General features: G+C 63.7%; 14 protein-coding genes. 10 read left to right on the top strand and 4 right to left on the bottom strand.

Annotated elements, in window-relative coordinates; all coding sequences use genetic code 11:
* Positions 1-188: 188 nt before the first annotated feature.
* Positions 189-551, bottom strand: coding sequence for a nuclear transport factor 2 family protein (locus NL532_RS01200; RefSeq protein WP_023689938.1), 363 nt, complete (start codon positions 549-551; stop codon positions 189-191).
* A gap of 113 nt (positions 552-664) precedes the next feature.
* Between NL532_RS01200 and xylA the strand changes: the two genes are divergently transcribed.
* Positions 665-1990 (top strand): xylose isomerase, encoded by a 1326-nt coding sequence (gene xylA, locus NL532_RS01195; protein WP_023816371.1) that lies wholly within the window; start codon positions 665-667, stop codon positions 1988-1990.
* Between the two features lie 205 nt (positions 1991-2195).
* On the top strand, positions 2196-2399 hold the full coding sequence (locus tag NL532_RS01190) for a hypothetical protein (protein ID WP_023668865.1): 204 nt from the start codon (positions 2196-2198) through the stop codon (positions 2397-2399).
* 61 nt (positions 2400-2460) lie between these two features.
* Here NL532_RS01190 and NL532_RS01185 read toward each other — a convergent pair whose 3' ends face one another.
* Positions 2461-3441, bottom strand: a complete 981-nt coding sequence (locus NL532_RS01185) for a GlxA family transcriptional regulator (protein WP_023668864.1) — start codon at positions 3439-3441, stop codon at positions 2461-2463.
* Between the two features lie 77 nt (positions 3442-3518).
* On the opposite strand from NL532_RS01185, the gene bcoG reads away from it, so the two are divergent.
* The 7 genes from bcoG to NL532_RS01150 all read left to right on the top strand — a co-directional run bounded on the left by bcoG (position 3519) and on the right by NL532_RS01150 (position 11268).
* Positions 3519-4442, top strand: a complete 924-nt coding sequence (gene bcoG, locus NL532_RS01180) for a 3-dehydrocarnitine:acetyl-CoA trimethylamine transferase BcoG (RefSeq protein ID WP_023668863.1) — start codon at positions 3519-3521, stop codon at positions 4440-4442.
* A gap of 14 nt (positions 4443-4456) precedes the next feature.
* On the top strand, positions 4457-5080 hold the full coding sequence (locus NL532_RS01175; RefSeq protein ID WP_023738057.1) for an HD domain-containing protein: 624 nt from the start codon (positions 4457-4459) through the stop codon (positions 5078-5080).
* A gap of 2 nt (positions 5081-5082) precedes the next feature.
* Positions 5083-6177 carry a carnitine 3-dehydrogenase gene (locus tag NL532_RS01170; RefSeq protein WP_023828614.1) on the top strand — a complete coding sequence of 365 codons (1095 nt, stop codon included), beginning with the start codon at positions 5083-5085 and terminating at the stop codon, positions 6175-6177.
* Between the two features lie 5 nt (positions 6178-6182).
* Positions 6183-7346: an acyl-CoA dehydrogenase family protein gene (locus NL532_RS01165; RefSeq protein WP_023736236.1), complete on the top strand. Its 1164-nt coding sequence runs from the start codon at positions 6183-6185 to the stop codon at positions 7344-7346.
* Between the two features lie 3 nt (positions 7347-7349).
* Positions 7350-9428, top strand: coding sequence for an acetate--CoA ligase family protein (locus NL532_RS01160; RefSeq protein WP_023828613.1), 2079 nt, complete (start codon positions 7350-7352; stop codon positions 9426-9428).
* The gene (locus tag NL532_RS01155) at positions 9421-10203 is read left to right on the top strand and encodes a carnitinyl-CoA dehydratase (RefSeq protein WP_023828612.1); all 783 of its coding nucleotides are present in this window, start codon (positions 9421-9423) and stop codon (positions 10201-10203) included. Before NL532_RS01160 ends, NL532_RS01155 begins: the two co-directional genes overlap by 8 nt.
* Before the next feature lie 123 nt (positions 10204-10326).
* Complete coding sequence (locus tag NL532_RS01150) at positions 10327-11268, top strand: alpha/beta hydrolase (RefSeq protein ID WP_023696924.1); 942 nt, start codon at positions 10327-10329, stop codon at positions 11266-11268.
* Positions 11269-11274: 6 nt separating this feature from the next.
* Here the strand turns inward: NL532_RS01150 and NL532_RS01145 are convergent, their stop codons facing one another.
* The gene (locus NL532_RS01145; protein ID WP_023696925.1) at positions 11275-12138 is read right to left on the bottom strand and encodes a hypothetical protein; all 864 of its coding nucleotides are present in this window, start codon (positions 12136-12138) and stop codon (positions 11275-11277) included.
* 6 nt (positions 12139-12144) lie between these two features.
* On the bottom strand, positions 12145-13737 hold the full coding sequence (locus tag NL532_RS01140; RefSeq protein ID WP_023696926.1) for an ABC transporter substrate-binding protein: 1593 nt from the start codon (positions 13735-13737) through the stop codon (positions 12145-12147).
* Positions 13738-13939: 202 nt separating this feature from the next.
* On the opposite strand from NL532_RS01140, the gene NL532_RS01135 reads away from it, so the two are divergent.
* On the top strand, positions 13940-16213 hold the full coding sequence (locus tag NL532_RS01135) for an NHL repeat-containing protein (RefSeq protein ID WP_031202833.1): 2274 nt from the start codon (positions 13940-13942) through the stop codon (positions 16211-16213).
* Positions 16214-16222: the final 9 nt, after the last annotated feature.

Genomic DNA, 16222 nt, shown 5'->3' with positions numbered 1-16222 from the left:
CGGCGCGAGGCACCCCCCTCTGCCCTGCCGGGCATCTCCCCCGCAAGGGGGAGATCGGCAGCGTCGGCGGGTATGCCAGTCTTGTAAGGTGGGTGATTAGCGAAGGCGTGGATGCCAGCCAATCTCCCCCCTTGCGGGGGAGATGCCCGGCAGGGCAGAGGGGGGTGTCTCGCGCCACCCTTAATCGATCACTGCGCCGGCACCTTGTCCAGAAACCCGGTGACGCTCTTCAGGCGCCCATTTTCGATAACACCGATATCGGTGCCTTCGATAACCGACGGCACGCCTTCCGGCCCAAGATTCCACGAGAAGCGGATGCGGTCGCCAAACCCGTCCGGCGTACCCTTCAGCGAGAACCGGAAGCCGGCGAAGCGCTGCTGTACGCCGTCGATCAGCCCAGCAACGCCGGCGTGGCCGTCGCCCTGCATGAGCGGATCGCGGTAGCTGACGTCTTCCGTGAAGGTGGCCTTGAGCAGTTCGGCGCGGCGATCCGCATCGGCCTCGTTCCAGGCGGTGATGTAGTTCTGGGCGATCGTGTTGAGGTCGGTCATGGTCTGTCTCCTTCGTTGAGTGGCTTTGACACGAGCCTTTTCACCCCGAGCGAGAGCGAAACCAATTACGCCTGAGGTAATCAGGGCGAACTATTCGAGAGAGGACAGAAATCATGAGCAGCGGATTTTTCGGCGACATCAAAGCGATCAAGTATGAGGGGCCGGATTCGACCAATCCGCTGGCCTACCGCTTCTACAATCCCGACGAGGTGGTGGCCGGCAAACGGCTGGAAGACCATCTGCGCTTCGCCGTCGCCTACTGGCATTCTTTCGCCTGGCCGGGCGGCGATCCCTTTGGCGGCCAGACCTTCGACCGGCCCTGGTTTCCCAAGGCTGGCGGCGTCGACACGATGGAAATGGCCAAGCTGAAAGCCGACGTCGCCTTCGAGATGTTCTCGCTGCTCGGCGCGCCCTATTTCTGCTTCCACGACGCCGACGTGCGGCCGGAAGGCAAGGATTTCTCCGAAAGTGCCGCGCGGCTCGACGAGATCGCCGACTATTTTGCCGCCAAGATGAAGAAGACCGGCGTCAAACTGCTCTGGGGCACGGCCAACCTGTTCTCCAACCGCCGCTTCATGTCGGGCGCCGCCACCAATCCCGATCCGGATGTCTTCGCCTATGCGGCGGCGACGGTGAAAAGCTGCATCGACGTCACGAAGCGGCTGAAGGGCGAGAATTATGTACTGTGGGGCGGGCGCGAGGGCTATGAAACGCTGCTCAACACCGATCTTGCCCGCGAGCAGGAGCAGGCTGGGCGCTTCCTCAGTCTCGTCGTCGACTACAAGCACAAGATTGGCTTCAAAGGCACGATCCTGATCGAGCCGAAGCCGCAGGAGCCGACCAAGCATCAGTACGACTACGACGTTGCCACGGTCTACGGCTTCCTCAAGCGCTTCGGGCTGGAGAAGGAAGTGAAGCTGAACATCGAGCAGGGCCACGCGATTCTTGCCGGCCATTCCTTCGAGCACGAGCTGGCGCTGGCCAATGCGCTCGGCGTCTTCGGCTCGATCGACATGAACCGCAACGACTACCAGTCGGGCTGGGACACCGACCAGTTCCCCAACAATGTGCCCGAGATGGCGCTGGCCTATTACCAGGTGTTGCAGGCCGGCGGCTTCAAGACCGGCGGCACCAATTTCGACGCCAAGCTGCGCCGCCAGTCGCTCGACCCGCAGGACCTGCTGATCGGCCATATCGGCGGCATGGATTCCTGCGCACGAGGCCTCAAGGCAGCCGCCAAGATGGTCGAGGACAAGGCGCTGTCGGGTCCGCTGGCCGAGCGCTATGCCGGTTGGAACACGGCCGAGGGCAAGGCGATGCTGTCGGGCAAGCGCTCGCTGGAAGACATCGCCGAGCGCGTGGTGAAGAAGAAGATCGAGCCGCAGCCACGCTCCGGCCGCCAGGAGTTGCTGGAAAACATCGTCAACCGCTACGTCTGAGGGCGGAAAGCCGATTCGTTGTGCTCAAGGGTGGCTGGATAACATTCCGGCCGCCCCGGAATGGGGTTTGCGCAAGACCCTATCCGACGACAAGGGTTTGCCCTTTGGCGCCCCTCAATGACCTCGCTCTTGCCTTCAAACTGCCGTCACGTATCTCGTATAAGGATGCGGTTGTGGCGGGTGAAAAGGAAGGAGGCGAACCGATATGCAGCATGAACGCGAAATCGACGCCCTGCTCTCATCCGGCGAGACCGGATCGATCATCGACCGGCTGATGGCGCTGCCGCGGCCGACCGACAGCGTGAAAAACGAATGGGATCGTGCTGTCAGCAGCCGATTTGAAGTCCGTCTGGCGAGGCAGATGCGCTCGCAGATGGACGCCGGCAGCGATCGACAGAACGCAGCCTGATCTCCCTTTGTCTGTGCATGTCGTAATCCCAAAACCGCGACACACTTTTGGGCGACATGCATCAACCTCGGCGCAGCCTGACCGGGGCTTCGCCGAACGCTCTTGAAAACGCTCTGGAAAATGCCGCGGCGGACGAGAACCCCGTCCGCCCGGCAATATCCGCCATGGCGATCCGCGTGTCGACCACCAGCCGCCGCGCCGCGCCCAGCCGCAGCCTGAGATAATATGCGCCCGGCGTCTCGCCGATCGACTTGCGAAAAATGCTCTCCAATGTCCGCGCCGTCACCCCGGCGCGTTTTGCCACCGCGTCGATGGTCAGCGGCTGGTCGACATGCGATTCCATCAGCCGGATAGCCTGCGCCAGACGCGGGTCGTAGCCGTCGAGCCGGCCGAGCGAGACCAGCGGCTGCGCGTCGGTCGCGGCGCGCGCCTGGTCGTAGATGAAGACGCTGGCGACATCGAGCGCGACGGCCATGCCGAGCCGGGTGCGGATCAGATGCAGCATCAGGTCGAAGGTCGGCGACGCCCCGCCCGAGGTGAAGACCGGTCCGTCGATGACGTAGCGGTCCGGACGCACGTCGACGCCGGGAAAGGCGGAGGAAAAATCCTCCATGTCTTCCCAATGGGTGGTGGCGCTGCGGCCTTCGAGGAGGCCGGCGCGCGCCACCAGCCATGTGCCGGCCTCGACGCCGCCGCAGGCGCGAGCCGCGCGGGCTGCTCGCCGTAATCCGGAAAGCAGAGCCGATGTCGCGTAATTCTGGGTGCCGAAGCCGGCGACGACGACAAGCACGTCGGTCGGCTCGGCCGCATCGAAGCGGCCCCTGACCGCCACCGGCAGGCCGCATGTGGTGACCGGCGCCTCGCCGGTGACCGAGACCAGTTTGAAATCGAACAGCGTTTCGCCTGAGATGCGGTTGGCGGCGCGCAGCGGGTCGACGGTCGACGCCACGCACATGATGGACGAGCCTGAAAACACCAGCAGCGTCACCTTGAGCGGCGATCGCTCAGCGCGAAAGATGGTCGGTTTTTCGCTTTTGATCACGAGAGCTTCGTAAATTGCAAAACAGTTTCCGGCAAGTCGGTCATTGTTAGGGTCTGTTCTATGGGGAGGAGATGTCCATGCCGCTCGCGATGAACCGTGAGGTTTTCATTACCTGTGCCGTGACCGGGTCCGGCGGCTCGCAGGACCGCTCCCCGCATGTGCCACGCTCGCCCAAGCAGATCGCCGATTCGGCGATCGATGCGGCCAAGGCCGGTGCCGCCATCGTCCACTGCCATGTCCGCGACCCCGAGACCGGCAAGCCGCGCCGCGATGTCCATCTCTACCGCGAAGTGACGGACCGCATCCGCGCGGCAGAAGTCGATGTGATCCTGAACCTGACCGCCGGGATGGGCGGCGACATGGTGTTCGGCTCACCGGAAGCGCCGCTGCCGCTCAATGAAAAAGGCACCGACATGGGCGGCGCCACCAACCGCATGGAACATGTGCGCCAGTGCCTGCCGGAAATCTGCACGCTGGATTGCGGCACCATGAACTTCGCCGAGGCCGATTATGTCATGACCAACACGCCCGGCATGCTGCGCGCAATGGGCGGCATGATGACGGCGCTCGGCGTCAAGCCGGAGATCGAAGCCTTCGATACCGGCCACCTCTGGTTCGCCAAGCAGCTGGTCGAAGAAAAGGTCTTGAATCCCGACGCGCTGGTGCAGCTCTGCATGGGTGTGCCGTGGGGGGCGCCGGACGACCTCAACACCTTCATGGCCATGGTTAACAACGTGCCGTCGACCTGGAACTGGTCGGCCTTCGCCATCGGCCGCAACCAGATGGCCTATGCAGCCGCTGCAGTGCTCGCCGGCGGCAATGTCCGCGTCGGTCTCGAAGACAATCTCTGGCTCGACAAGGGCGTGCTGGCCACCAATGCGCAGCTGGTCGAGCGCGCCGCCAGCATCGTCACCAATCTCGGCGCCAGGATTTTGGGGCCGGAGGAAGTGCGCAGGAAGCTCAACCTCACCAAGCGGGCGCCGATCGCAGCGGCTGCTTAAGACGGGAGCGGATCATGGCTACCGTCAAATTCACTGCGATGAAGGATGGCGACAGGCAAGACTATGAGTTCCTGACCGCCCATGAGATCGACTATGCCGCCAGGACCGGCGAGCGGCTGCTCGACGCTTTGGTGCAGCTCGACGAAGGCCTGTCCGGCTACAAGATCACCCGGCTCGGCCATTCGCTGCAGGCGGCGACTCGTGCCTGGCGCGACGGCGCCGACACCGACTGGATCGCCTGCGCGCTGCTGCACGACATCGGCGACATCTACGCACCGTACAATCACGACGAATACGCCGCCTCGATCCTGAAACCTTTCGTGCGCGAGCAATGCACCTGGGTGGTGGAAAAGCATGGCGACTTCCAGCGGCTCTATTACGCGCATCATCTCGGCGGCAACCGCCATGCTCGCGACCGCTTCGCCGGCCATGCCTATTTCGACGATTGCGACCAGTTTTGCGAACGCTGGGACCAGTCGAGCTTCGACCCGGACTACGACACGCTGCCGATCGCATTCTTCCGCCAGTTCGTGCTCGAAGTCTTCGCCCGCAAGGCCTACGACCCCTCCGTGATCCGCGTCGGCGAGCGCGTGCCTCTCATCGACCCCGAAACCGCCACGACAAGAACCGGAGCCTGACCATGAGCATCATCAACAAGGCAGCCGCCATTGGCGGCGGTGTCATTGGCGCCGGCTGGGTGGCGCGGTTGCTGCTCAACGGCATCGATGTGTCGATCTTCGATCCGGACCCGGAAGCGTCGCGCAAGGTCTCGGAAGTGATGAAGGGCGCGCGCCGCGCCTACAGGCAGATGGTTCCCGGCGGCCTGCCCAGGGAAGGCAGACTGACCTTTGCCAAGACCATCGCCGAGGCGGTGGCCGATGCCGATTTCATCCAGGAGAGCGTGCCGGAGCGGCTCGACCTCAAACACCGCGTGCTGGCCGAGATCGACCTTTATGCGCCGGCGAACGCCATAGTCGGCTCGTCTACCTCCGGCATCAAGCCGACCGACATGCAGGTCGCGATGAAGAAGCATCCGGAGCGTCTGGTTGTCGGACATCCCTTCAACCCGGTCTACCTGCTGCCGCTGGTCGAGATCGTCGGCGGCGAGCAGACGTTCCCCGAAGCGATCGAGGTTGCCAAGGAAATCTATGCCTCGATCGGCATGAAGCCGGTGGTGATCCGCAAGGAAATCGAGGCCTTTGTCGGCGACCGCCTGCTCGAAGCGGCCTGGCGTGAGGCGCTGTGGCTGATCAAGGACGGCATCTGCACCGTTGAGGAACTCGACGACATCATGCGCTATGGCTTCGGCCTGCGCTGGGCGCAGATGGGCATGTTCCAGGTCTATCGCGTCGCCGGCGGCGAAGCCGGCATGCGCCACTTCATGGCGCAGTTCGGGCCGTGCCTGAAATGGCCGTGGACCAAGCTTATGGACGTGCCGGAGTTCAACGACGAGCTGGTCGATCTTATTGCCACCCAGTCGGACGACCAGGCGCACGGCCTGTCGATCCGCGAACTGGAAAAGATCCGCGACGACAATCTGGTCGCGATCATGGATGCTCTGTCGAAACAGAACAAAGGCAAGGGCTGGGGCGCCGGCGCCTTGCACAAGGACTATACCAGGCAGTTGGCCAAGCTGGCGGCGAAGAAGCCGGCCGCATCCAGGGCCGCAGAAAAGGCCAAGGCATCGAAGCCGGTGAAGAAGGCGGAAAAGCCGAAGAAAAAGAAGAAGGGCTGAGGACCATGGATTTCGGTCTTTCGGAGGAACAGAAGCTCATTGTCGAGACGACGCGCGCGTTCGTCGAGAATGAGCTTTACCCGCATGAACGCGAGGTCGAGCGCACCGGCGTGCTGCGCCGCGAGTTGATCGAGGAGATCAAGGTCAAGGCAATCGAAGCCGGGCTCTATGCGGCCAACATGCCGGCCGATGTCGGTGGCGCCGGCCTCGATACGGTGACTTGGCTGCTCTACGAGAAGGAACTCGGCCGCGCCAACTATGCGCTGCACTGGACCTGCGTCGCGCGCCCCTCCAACATCCTGCTCGCCGGCACGCCCGAGCAGCGCGAAAAGTACCTGTTCCCGTGCATCCGCGGCGAGAAGTGGGACTGCCTGGCGATGACCGAGCCCGGCGCCGGCTCCGACCTGCGAGGCATGAAGGCGACCGCGGTGCAGGACGGCGACGACTGGGTCCTTAACGGCACCAAGCATTTCATCTCCCATGCCGATCTCGCCGATTTCGCGATTTGTTTTATGGCTTCGGGCGAGGAAGAAACGCCGCGCGGCAAGCGCAAGAAGATCACCGCCTTCTTCGTCGACAAGGGCACCAGGGGGTTCACCGTGCGCGACGGCTACCGCAACGTCTCGCATCGCGGCTACACCAATGCCATCCTCGAATTCGACGATTGCCGCCTGCCGGGAGCCCAAGTTCTCGGCGAAGTGCACAAGGGTTTCGACGTCGCCAATTCCTGGCTCGGCGCCACGCGCCTGCAGGTCGGCGCCACCTGCCTCGGCCGCGCCGAGCGGGCGCTCGGTCATGCCATCGAATATTCGGCGCAGCGCCAGCAGTTCGGCCAGCAGATTGGCAAGTTCCAGGGCGTGTCGTTCAAGCTCGCCGACATGGCGACGGAATTGAAGGCGGCGGACCTGATGGTGTTCGAAGCCGGCTGGAAGTACGATCAGGGCACCGTCACCGATCAGGACATGGCCATGGCGAAGCTGAAGGCTACCGAAATGCTCGCCTTCGTTGCCGACGAAGCCGTCCAGATCCACGGTGGCATGGGGCTGATGGACGACCTGCCGCTGGAACGCATCTGGCGCGACGCCCGCGTCGAGCGCATCTGGGAAGGGACATCGGAAATCCAGCGCCACATCATTTCGCGGGCGCTGCTGCGCCCGTTCGGGGCATAACCCATGCACAAGCTTGAGCGTCTGTTGCGCCCAAAATCCATCGCGGTGTTCGGCGGGGCCCAGGCCGCCGCCGTCGTCGCCCAATCGATCAAGATGGGCTTTGTCGGCGAAATCTGGCCGGTGCATCCGAACAAGGACGAGGTCGCCGGCCGCAAGGCCTATCGCTCGGTCGCCGAATTGCCCGGGGCGCCCGACGCCGCCTTTGTCGGCGTAAACCGGCATCTCACCATCGAGGTGATCAAGGCGCTGGCCAAGCGTGGCGCCGGCGGCGCCGTCTGTTTTGCCGCGGGCTTTCTTGAGACCGAGGCCTATGACGATGACGGCGAGCGGCTGCAGGCCGAACTGGTGGCTGCCGCGGGCCAGATGCCGATCATCGGGCCGAACTGCTACGGCCTGATCAACTATGCCGATGGCGCGCTGCTATGGCCCGACCAGCATGGCGGCATCAGGCTGCCCGAAGGCGCCAAGGGCGTCGCCATCATCACCCAGTCCTCCAACATCGCCATCAACATGACGATGCAGAAGCGCGGCCTGCCGATCGCCTTCCTGATGACCGCCGGCAACCAGGCGCAGACCGGCCTCTCCGAAATGGCGCTCGGCCTGATCGAGGACGAGCGCGTCACCTCGCTCGGCCTGCACATCGAAGCCTTCGATTCGGTAGCCGGCTTCGAGAAGCTGGCGGCGCGGGCGCGCGAACTGAAGAAGCCGATCATCGCCATGAAGGTCGGCCGCTCCGAACAGGCGCGGCAGGCGACGGTCTCGCACACGGCATCGCTGGCTGGCTCGGACGCTGCCTCGGGCGCATTCCTGCGGCGGCTCGGCATTGCGCGCGTCGATTCCATCCCCGCCTTTATCGAGGCGCTGAAGCTGCTGCATGTCACAGGACCACTGCCCGGCTATCGACTGTCATCGATGAGCTGCTCGGGCGGCGAAGCCTCTGTCATGGCCGACAGCGCCGAAGGCCGCTGGGTCAATTTCCCGGAGCTCACCAGCAAGCACCGCGCCCATGTCAAATCGACGCTCGGGCCGCTGGTCGCGGTCGCCAACCCGTTGGACTATCACACCTTCATCTGGAACAACGAACCGGCGATGACCGCCACCTTCACCGCCATGGTGTCGGGCGGTTTCGACCTCAACATGCTGGTGCTCGATTTCCCGCGCCCCGACCGCTGCTCGGTCACCGACTGGTGGGCGACGCTGCGCGCCTTCGAATCGGCGCTGAAGACCAACAAGGCGCATGGCGCGATTGTCTCGTCGCTGCCGGAGAACCTGCCGGAGGAATACACCGCCGAGCTGATGGCGCGCGGCATGGTGCCGTTGTTCGGTATTTCCGAGGCCATGGATGCCGCAGGCGCGGCGGCCTTCATCGGCTGGGCCTGGGCCGAGCCGCAGGCGCAGCCGATCGACACGTCGGCTGCAGGTGCTGCCGGCGGCGATCATGTCACCCCTGACGAGGCCGAAGCCAAGGCGCGGCTGATCAAGGCCGGCTTGCCGGTGCCGAAGGCAGAACGTGCCGCTAACGCCGTAGAGGCGGTGATTTCGTCGATGGCGCTCGGCTTCCCGGTGGCGCTGAAGGCGCTCGGCGTCACCCATAAGTCGGAAGTCGGCGCGGTGCGGCTCAATCTGAAAGACGCCGAATCGGTCAGCACGGCGGCGCATGATCTGCTGCCGCTCGGCACCGGCCTCTATGTCGAGCGCATGGTGCGCGACGGCGTTGCCGAGTTGATCGTCGGCTTCACCCGCGATCCGATGTTCGGCGCGGTCATGACGCTGGGCACCGGAGGCGTGCTGGTCGAGCTGTTGCGCGACAGCGTCACGCTGATGCTGCCGGCGACGCGCGACGACATCGAGGCCGCCCTGCGTGGCCTCAAACTGTTTCCGCTGCTCGACGGCTATCGTGGCCGGCCCAAGGCCGATATCGGCGCTGCCATCGACGCCATCGCGGGCATTGCCGGCTTCGTGCAGACGAATGCCGGAGAGATCGAGGAACTCGACATCAATCCGCTGATCGTCTGCGCCGAGGGCAAGGGCGCCTGGATCGCCGACGCGCTGCTGGTGCTGGGAGAGAAGAAGAATGTCTGACGTCATTTCGACCCGCCGCGAGGGCACCATCCTCGAGGTCACGCTCGACCGGCCCAAGGCCAACGCCATCGACCTCAGGACCTCGCGGCTGATGGGCGAGACCTTCAAGGCGTTCCGCGACGATCCCGGATTGCGCGTCGCCATCGTCAAGACCGCCGGCGACAAGTTCTTCTGCGCCGGCTGGGATTTGAAGGCAGCCGCCGGTGGCGACGCGGTCGACGGCGACTATGGCGTCGGCGGCTTTGCCGGCCTGCAGGAGCTGCGCGACATGAACAAGCCGGTCATCGCCTGCGTCAACGGCATGGCGGTCGGCGGCGGCTTCGAGTTGGCGCTGTCCTGCGACCTCATTTTCGCCTCCGACCACTCCTCCTTCGCACTGCCCGAAATCCGCGCCGGCACGCTAGCGGACGCCGCGACGATCAAGCTGCCGAAGCGCATTCCCTATCATGTCGCCATGGACTTGCTGCTCACCGGCCGCTGGATGGATGTAGCGGAAGCGCATCGCTGGGGCCTGGTCAACGAAGTGTTGCCCAAGGAAAAGCTTGAAGACCGCGTCTGGGAGGTCGCAAGGCTACTGGCCAGCGGCCCGCCGCTGGTGTTTGCCGCGATCAAGGAGACGGCGCGGGTGGCCGAGGCGCTGACCTTCCAGGATGCCATGAACCGCGTCACGCGCCGGCAACTGGCGACGGTCGATGCGCTTTATGGCTCCGAGGACGGTATGGAAGGGTTCCGGGCGTTTGCGGAGAAGCGCGACCCGGTGTGGAAGGGGAAGTAGCCTCTTTACCCTCCCCTCGATGGGGAGGGTCGGACCGAAGGTCCGGGGTGGGGTGATGCGCCACCACCCCCACCCGCCGCTTCGCGGCGACCTCCCCCATCAAGGGGGAGGTAAAGGAGCTGCATGACCGACTACAAAACCCTCATCGATGCCGAGACCTGGGCCTTCATCGAGCGGACCAATTCCTATTACCCGCCCGATACGATCGACTACACCATCGCCCAGCAGCGTGCGATTTATGACCGGATGTGCCGCGAGTTCTTTGCCGGCTATCCCAATGGTGTGACGGCGGAAACGACTTTCATTGCCAACCGATCACACGACATCCCGATCCGCATCTATCGCAGCGCTACCCCGAACACGGCGGCGATGGTGCTCTACATCCATGGCGGGGGTTTCATCCTCGGCGGCCTAGACAGCCATGACGATGTCTGCGCCGAGCTCTGCGCCCGCACCGGTTACGAGGTGGGTTCCATCGATTACCGGCTGGCGCCGGAGCATTTGCACCCGGCCGCTTTCGACGATGCTTTACGTGCCTTCGAATGGGCAGCCAAAACCTACGACCGCCCTATTCTGCTGTGCGGCGACAGCGCCGGCGGCAATCTCTGCGCGGCTGTTGCTCACGCAACGCGTGGCCATGCCAAAAAGCCGATCGGCCAGGTGCTGATCTATCCGGGCCTCGGCGGCGACCGTTCGAAGGGCTCGTATGTCGCGCACGCCGAAGCACCGATGTTGACCATGCGCGATCTCGAATTCTACAAGCACATCCGCACCGGCGGCGCTGACGGTACTGGTGACATCACCTTGTCGCCGCTCGCCGACACCGATTTCACCAAACTGCCGCCAACCGTGCTGATCACCGCGCAATGCGACCCGCTGTCGTCCGACGGCGAGGCCTACCGCGACCGCATCCTTACCGCAGGCGGACACGCCAGCTGGTCCGAGGAGCCGGGGCTGGTGCATGGCTATCTCCGGGCCAGGCACACGGTCGGCCGGGCCCGCGCCAGCTTCAACCGTATCGTCGAAGCGGTGTCGGTGCTGGGCAAGGGCGACTGGATCTGGTGATCCGGCTCAACCGCGGACAAAGGCGATCAGTTCCTCAGCCATGCGATCGTTGAATTCCCGACGAAAGCGGTTTTTCTTCAGCCATTCAGGGTTTGAGCCGACGGTCTTGTTGGCATCCACGACAACGCCTTTGCCATCGACAATGAAATAGTCGATGGCGCCGAAGTCCAGGTTGAGCCGCTGCCGCACCGCCAGCACTTCCGGTGGCACGGCGCCGCCCACCTCATTGCTCAGGATTTTTGAGCCGGCGCACAACACATCGTCGTAGACCTGCCGCATGTTGACCTCGGCACCGAGCAGGAACATGTAGCGGTGCTTGACGATGGGCAGGTCGAGCGTATCGAAAGCGAACTTTTCCACCATCAGGCGATTGTTGCGCCATACATCCCGCGGAACCTCGCCGATCGTCTGGTAGACCTTATAGGGCGGGCACAGGCGGTCCTTGTAGCCGGGTTCGAAGAGCTTGCGGATGGCATGCGCGCTCCTGGTCAGGCCGTTGCGATGCTGCCACCAGCGCTGCTCTGGTCGGCCCCTGGAGTTGAGGACCGTCTTGACGACAACCGGCCCCTTGTGGCTGTCGCCGGCCTCCAGCTTCAGTGTCGAATAAAGGTGCCGGTGGATGGACAGCGCGCGGCCATTGATGGTGCGGTCGTAGAGGTGGCCGAGACCGCGGTACGTTGGCGGCACGATTGTCAGGTCGACATGCAGAAAGGCCACCGGCGCCCGATCTCGGCCGGCCGGCCGGTCGAGCAGGCGCACTTTCAATCCAGCCTGTTCCAGGTAAGGCAGTAACTGCGCGATGCAATAGCTCCGCACCAGTCGGAAATTGCGCAGGCTCTCTACATAGACATCGAGATCTGCGGCAGACACCGAACGCTATTCCTTGATATCGACGCCCGAGAAATCGTGGTGATCAAAGGGGTCCATGACATAGCCCGTCACCTGTTCGCGCATCGGGATCGAGACCACGGAGTGGGCGATAGCGACCCACGGCATCTGCTCCCTGAAGATCGTTTGCGCCTGCGAATAGAGTTTTGCGCGGGCAGCGGGATCGACGATCCCGGCTGCCTGCTTGAGCAGATCGTCGAAGGCCGGAAAACACCAGTTGGCACGATTGGTGGTGCCGACGCCGGCACAGCCAAGCGGCACCGACAGGAAGTTGTCGGGGTCGCCATTGTCGCCGGTGAAGCCGAACAGCATGGCGCCGTCGCGGTCGCGTGACTTCGAGCGGGCAAGGTATTCAGTCCACTCATACGTCACGACTTCCACGGTGACACCGATCTTTGCCAGGTCGGACTGGATCATTTCGGCCATACGCTGCGCATTCGGGTTATACGGACGCTGCACCGGCATCGCCCAGATCTTCATGTGCAGGTCTTTTACGCCGGCATCGGCGAGCCCCTGCCTAGCGGCAGCGGGGTCGAAGACATGATCGGGGCTCGTCTTGTCATAGGCCCAGGAGGTTGGCGGCAGCGGATTGCGTGCGACTTCGCCGGTGCCGCGGAATACGACGTCGACCAGCGCCTGCGTGTCGATGGCAATGGCGATCGCCTTCCTCACCCTTGGATCGTCGAAGGGCTTCTGCAAGGTGTTGAAGGCGAGGTATCCCGTATTGAGGCCCTCCTGCCGCATGACCTTGATTCCGGGCGTCGCCTTGATCGCCTCCAGGTCGGCCGGATTTGGATAGGGCATGAGATCGCATTCGCCGGCGCGCAGCTTTTCCATGCGAATGCTGGCATCGGTGGCAATGGCGAAGACGAGATCGTCGATCTTCGGCTTGCCGCGCCAGTAGTCCGGATTGGCCTTGTAGCGGATGACTGCATCCTGCTGGTAGTCGACAAGCTGGAACGGACCCGTCCCGACCGGCTTCAGCGCCAAGTCGAGAAGCCGCTTCTCTGCGACGAGCTTGTCGGCATATTCCTTGGAAACGAGCGAAGCGAAATCCATCGCCAGGTCGGCAAGCATCGGCGAATGCGGCGCCTTCAGCTTCATCACCATAGTATGGTCGTCAAGCTTGCGCCAACCGGCGACAAGATCCGGCATGCCGATGCCGTCGAAGTAAATGTACTGGCGTTTGGCGTAATTGTTGAACGGGTTCTGCGCGTTGGCCTGCCGGTCGAAGGTAAACAGCACATCATCGGCGTTGAAGTCGCGGCTCGGCGTAAAACCCTCGACGCTGTGGAACTTCACGCCGTGCCGCAGGTGGAATGTGTAGGTGAGGCCGTCGTCGGAAATCTCCCAGCTTTCGGCAAGGCCGGGGCGCACCTTGGTGGTGCCGGGCTCGAACTCGACCATGCGGTTGTAGAGAGCGGTGGCCGAGGCGTCGCGGGATCCGGAGGCGAGTGCGGGATCGAACGTATCGGGGCTAACCTCGGTGCAGTAGACCAAGGTCTTGGCTACGGATTGATGGACCGGCAACGCACATGGAAAAAGCGCCGCCAGCAAGAGAACGAAGTGCCTGCGTGTCATGATCCCCCCAGGGTTGGGAAGACGCTAGCAGAAGCCGGCACTGACGGTAAGTAAGCCGGCCGGTCTTTCGCGCGCCAAGACTGTTTTCCACCTTGAGTTGACACAAGGAATTGGCCGCGCCTCTGTGAAATGGCGGACAGACCCGGCCGCCGTTTTGCATGAACCTTTCCGCTCCAGCCTGCGACTGACGACCAGGCGCCGCATGGTGCGGGCCGGAAAGGATGCCCCCATGACCAGGACCCCAGAGGCTCCACGGTCTCCGGGACCAACGCAAGCTCAGCGCGACCACCGCCTTCGGGATGGAGTCGATGCGCTGGGCTTTCGGCTGATTCCGTTGACCCTGCGCAGGAGCAGGCGTATCGTGAAGATGAGGAAAGCAGACAATTCGATCAGGGACGAACGTGCCGGAACGCCGCGCCTTGCCCTGTTTCGCGCGGCCGGACCGGATGTTCCTCCCGAAAACTTCGGGGGGAGTTTTATGTCCTGCGATCGCGGCGCGTCCATGTCGTCTCCAAGCGGCGGTTTGCGCCGTTCGCTCCATCTGGCCGGCGGTTTGCTTGCCCTGGCGCTGAGCGCCACGCTCTGGTTGGACACAGCCGCCCAAGCGCAGGAAACCCAGATCATCTATCCCGGCTCGATGGCGGTCACCGGATTTTCCGGCACCGTCATTCCCAATTTCGACTCTGCCGATTCCGAAAGGGGGGGGCTGCCGCCCGGCGTCGACCCGGTCGACGAAACCTTCATCGACACGACGCGCGCCACCTTGCGCGTCTTCGACGTTTCGGCGCTCGGCGGACCGGCTTCCGGCCAGCTCGTCTACACGCCGCCGCCTTTCGAGGTGACGGCCGAACAGATCGGCCAGGTATTCGCCATTACCTATGATGACGGTGTGCGCGACGGCGTTCCCACGGGCGTCCCCAACCTCTATGCCGGCGCGACCTCGCTGCACGGCATCCGTATCGTCACCCCGGACGAAGATGCCGACGGTCGGCCCGAGCGACAGCGCCGCGGAACCGCAGGCGCCGTCTTCATGGACGGCCAGTTCGGCACCGAAAGCGGTGGCGGTCCGGGCACGATCTGGAAGATCGACGGCATCACCGGCGCGGTCTCCAAATTCGCCGACATTGACACCAACAGCGGTTCCGGCATCGGCGACATCAGCTTCGACAGCAATCACCGCGAGTTCTTCGCCAGCGACCTCGACACGGGCTTCATCCACCGCCTCGACGCCAACGGCACGCTGATCGACACATTCGATCACGGCGTTGCCGGGCGGCCGGCGCATGGGCTGGCTCCCGTCGCCGATGACGGTGCGGTGATGGACATACAGGGTGCTGCCTTCGACTCGGAAGACCCCGACACATGGGGCTACACGCAGGACGAACGCCGCGTCTGGTCCGTCGCCTATCATGGCGGCCGGCTCTATTATTCGGTCGGCGAAAAGGCCGAGATCTGGTCGGTTGGCATTGCCCGCGATGGCAGCTTTGCCGGTGATCCGCGCTGGGAGCTGACGGTCAAGGCCGACAAGGACTACGCCGTCACCGACATCGCCTTCGACAGCCAGGGCTTCATGTATCTGGCGCAGCGCGGCCCGGTCGAGAATCGCTACGATTACAGCCAGTTCGCCGATTCCGGCAAGGGCGAGGTCATCCGCTACTGGCGCGAAAACCCGGACGATCCGGCGACGGAATCGGTCTGGGTGGAAGAGCCGCAGGAATATGCAGTCGGCTTCCCGCAAGGCAACCGGCAGTCGGCCGGTGGGCTCGACCTGCAATATGGCTATGACGCCGACGGCAATCTCGACACCGGCGTGTGCACCGACACGCTGGTCAACACCGGCGACAAGCTGCGCGACAACCCGACACTTGCCGACCAGCTCGCCGCCGGCGGGCCGCTTGCCGTGCACGGCGTGCAGATCACGCCGACGCCGTTGGTCAAGCCGGCCAACGTGCCGCCTTTCGGCTCGTGGTTCGTCGACTTCGACGGCTATTTCGAAGACCCAGAAGTGGAAGGCCATGTCGGCGACGTCGAGGTCTGGCACCCCTGCGACGGCCGTGCCGGCTATTATGAAGAGATCCCAGGCGGTTATCTGCCGCCGTTCTATCCGCCGGGCTTCCCACCGCCCGGCGATCTGCCTCCGTGCATCGATGTCGAGGATGTTCAGTTCTACTGCACGCCTCGCGGCCTCCAGGCCGACCTCTATCTCCATGACCATGCCGGCTTTGGCGGCGATTCGATCAAGGTCCAGCCTTCCAGTGAGACAAAGTCCAGGACACCAGGCGTCGGGGTGACATCACCCCAGTCGCATGCTCCCGGTAAGCCTTACACGGTCGACATCACCGGCCATTCTCCGGGCGACAGAGTCGATGTTGGACTTTGCTTCTACAGGCAGTCCGACAAGGACAAGGGTGGCTACTACCCTTGCTGCAAGATGACTTTGCCGCTCAGAACCCCAGCCGTCAGCTGCGAACGTTGAGGAGGGGAA

This window comes from Mesorhizobium sp. C120A (genome assembly GCF_030323105.1).
Taxonomy (GTDB): Bacteria; Pseudomonadota; Alphaproteobacteria; order Rhizobiales; family Rhizobiaceae; genus Mesorhizobium.
Note: the sequence above shows the minus strand (reverse complement) of the source record. Positions and strands in the feature narration are given on the sequence as shown.

Excerpts from the sequence above, each read along its gene's own strand:
- NL532_RS01200 (WP_023689938.1), bottom strand. The coding sequence starts at position 551 with ATGACCGACCTCAACACGATCGCCCAGAACTACATCACCGCCTGGAAC.
- NL532_RS01165 (WP_023736236.1), top strand. The coding sequence starts at position 6,183 with ATGGATTTCGGTCTTTCGGAGGAACAGAAGCTCATTGTCGAGACGACG.
- NL532_RS01150 (WP_023696924.1), top strand. The coding sequence starts at position 10,327 with ATGACCGACTACAAAACCCTCATCGATGCCGAGACCTGGGCCTTCATC.
- NL532_RS01140 (WP_023696926.1), bottom strand. The coding sequence starts at position 13,737 with ATGACACGCAGGCACTTCGTTCTCTTGCTGGCGGCGCTTTTTCCATGT.
- NL532_RS01170 (WP_023828614.1), top strand. The coding sequence starts at position 5,083 with ATGAGCATCATCAACAAGGCAGCCGCCATTGGCGGCGGTGTCATTGGC.
- NL532_RS01135 (WP_031202833.1), top strand. The coding sequence starts at position 13,940 with ATGGTGCGGGCCGGAAAGGATGCCCCCATGACCAGGACCCCAGAGGCT.
- NL532_RS01160 (WP_023828613.1), top strand. The coding sequence starts at position 7,350 with ATGCACAAGCTTGAGCGTCTGTTGCGCCCAAAATCCATCGCGGTGTTC.
- NL532_RS01190 (WP_023668865.1), top strand. The coding sequence starts at position 2,196 with ATGCAGCATGAACGCGAAATCGACGCCCTGCTCTCATCCGGCGAGACC.
- bcoG (WP_023668863.1), top strand. The coding sequence starts at position 3,519 with ATGCCGCTCGCGATGAACCGTGAGGTTTTCATTACCTGTGCCGTGACC.
- xylA (WP_023816371.1), top strand. The coding sequence starts at position 665 with ATGAGCAGCGGATTTTTCGGCGACATCAAAGCGATCAAGTATGAGGGG.
- NL532_RS01155 (WP_023828612.1), top strand. The coding sequence starts at position 9,421 with ATGTCTGACGTCATTTCGACCCGCCGCGAGGGCACCATCCTCGAGGTC.
- NL532_RS01175 (WP_023738057.1), top strand. The coding sequence starts at position 4,457 with ATGGCTACCGTCAAATTCACTGCGATGAAGGATGGCGACAGGCAAGAC.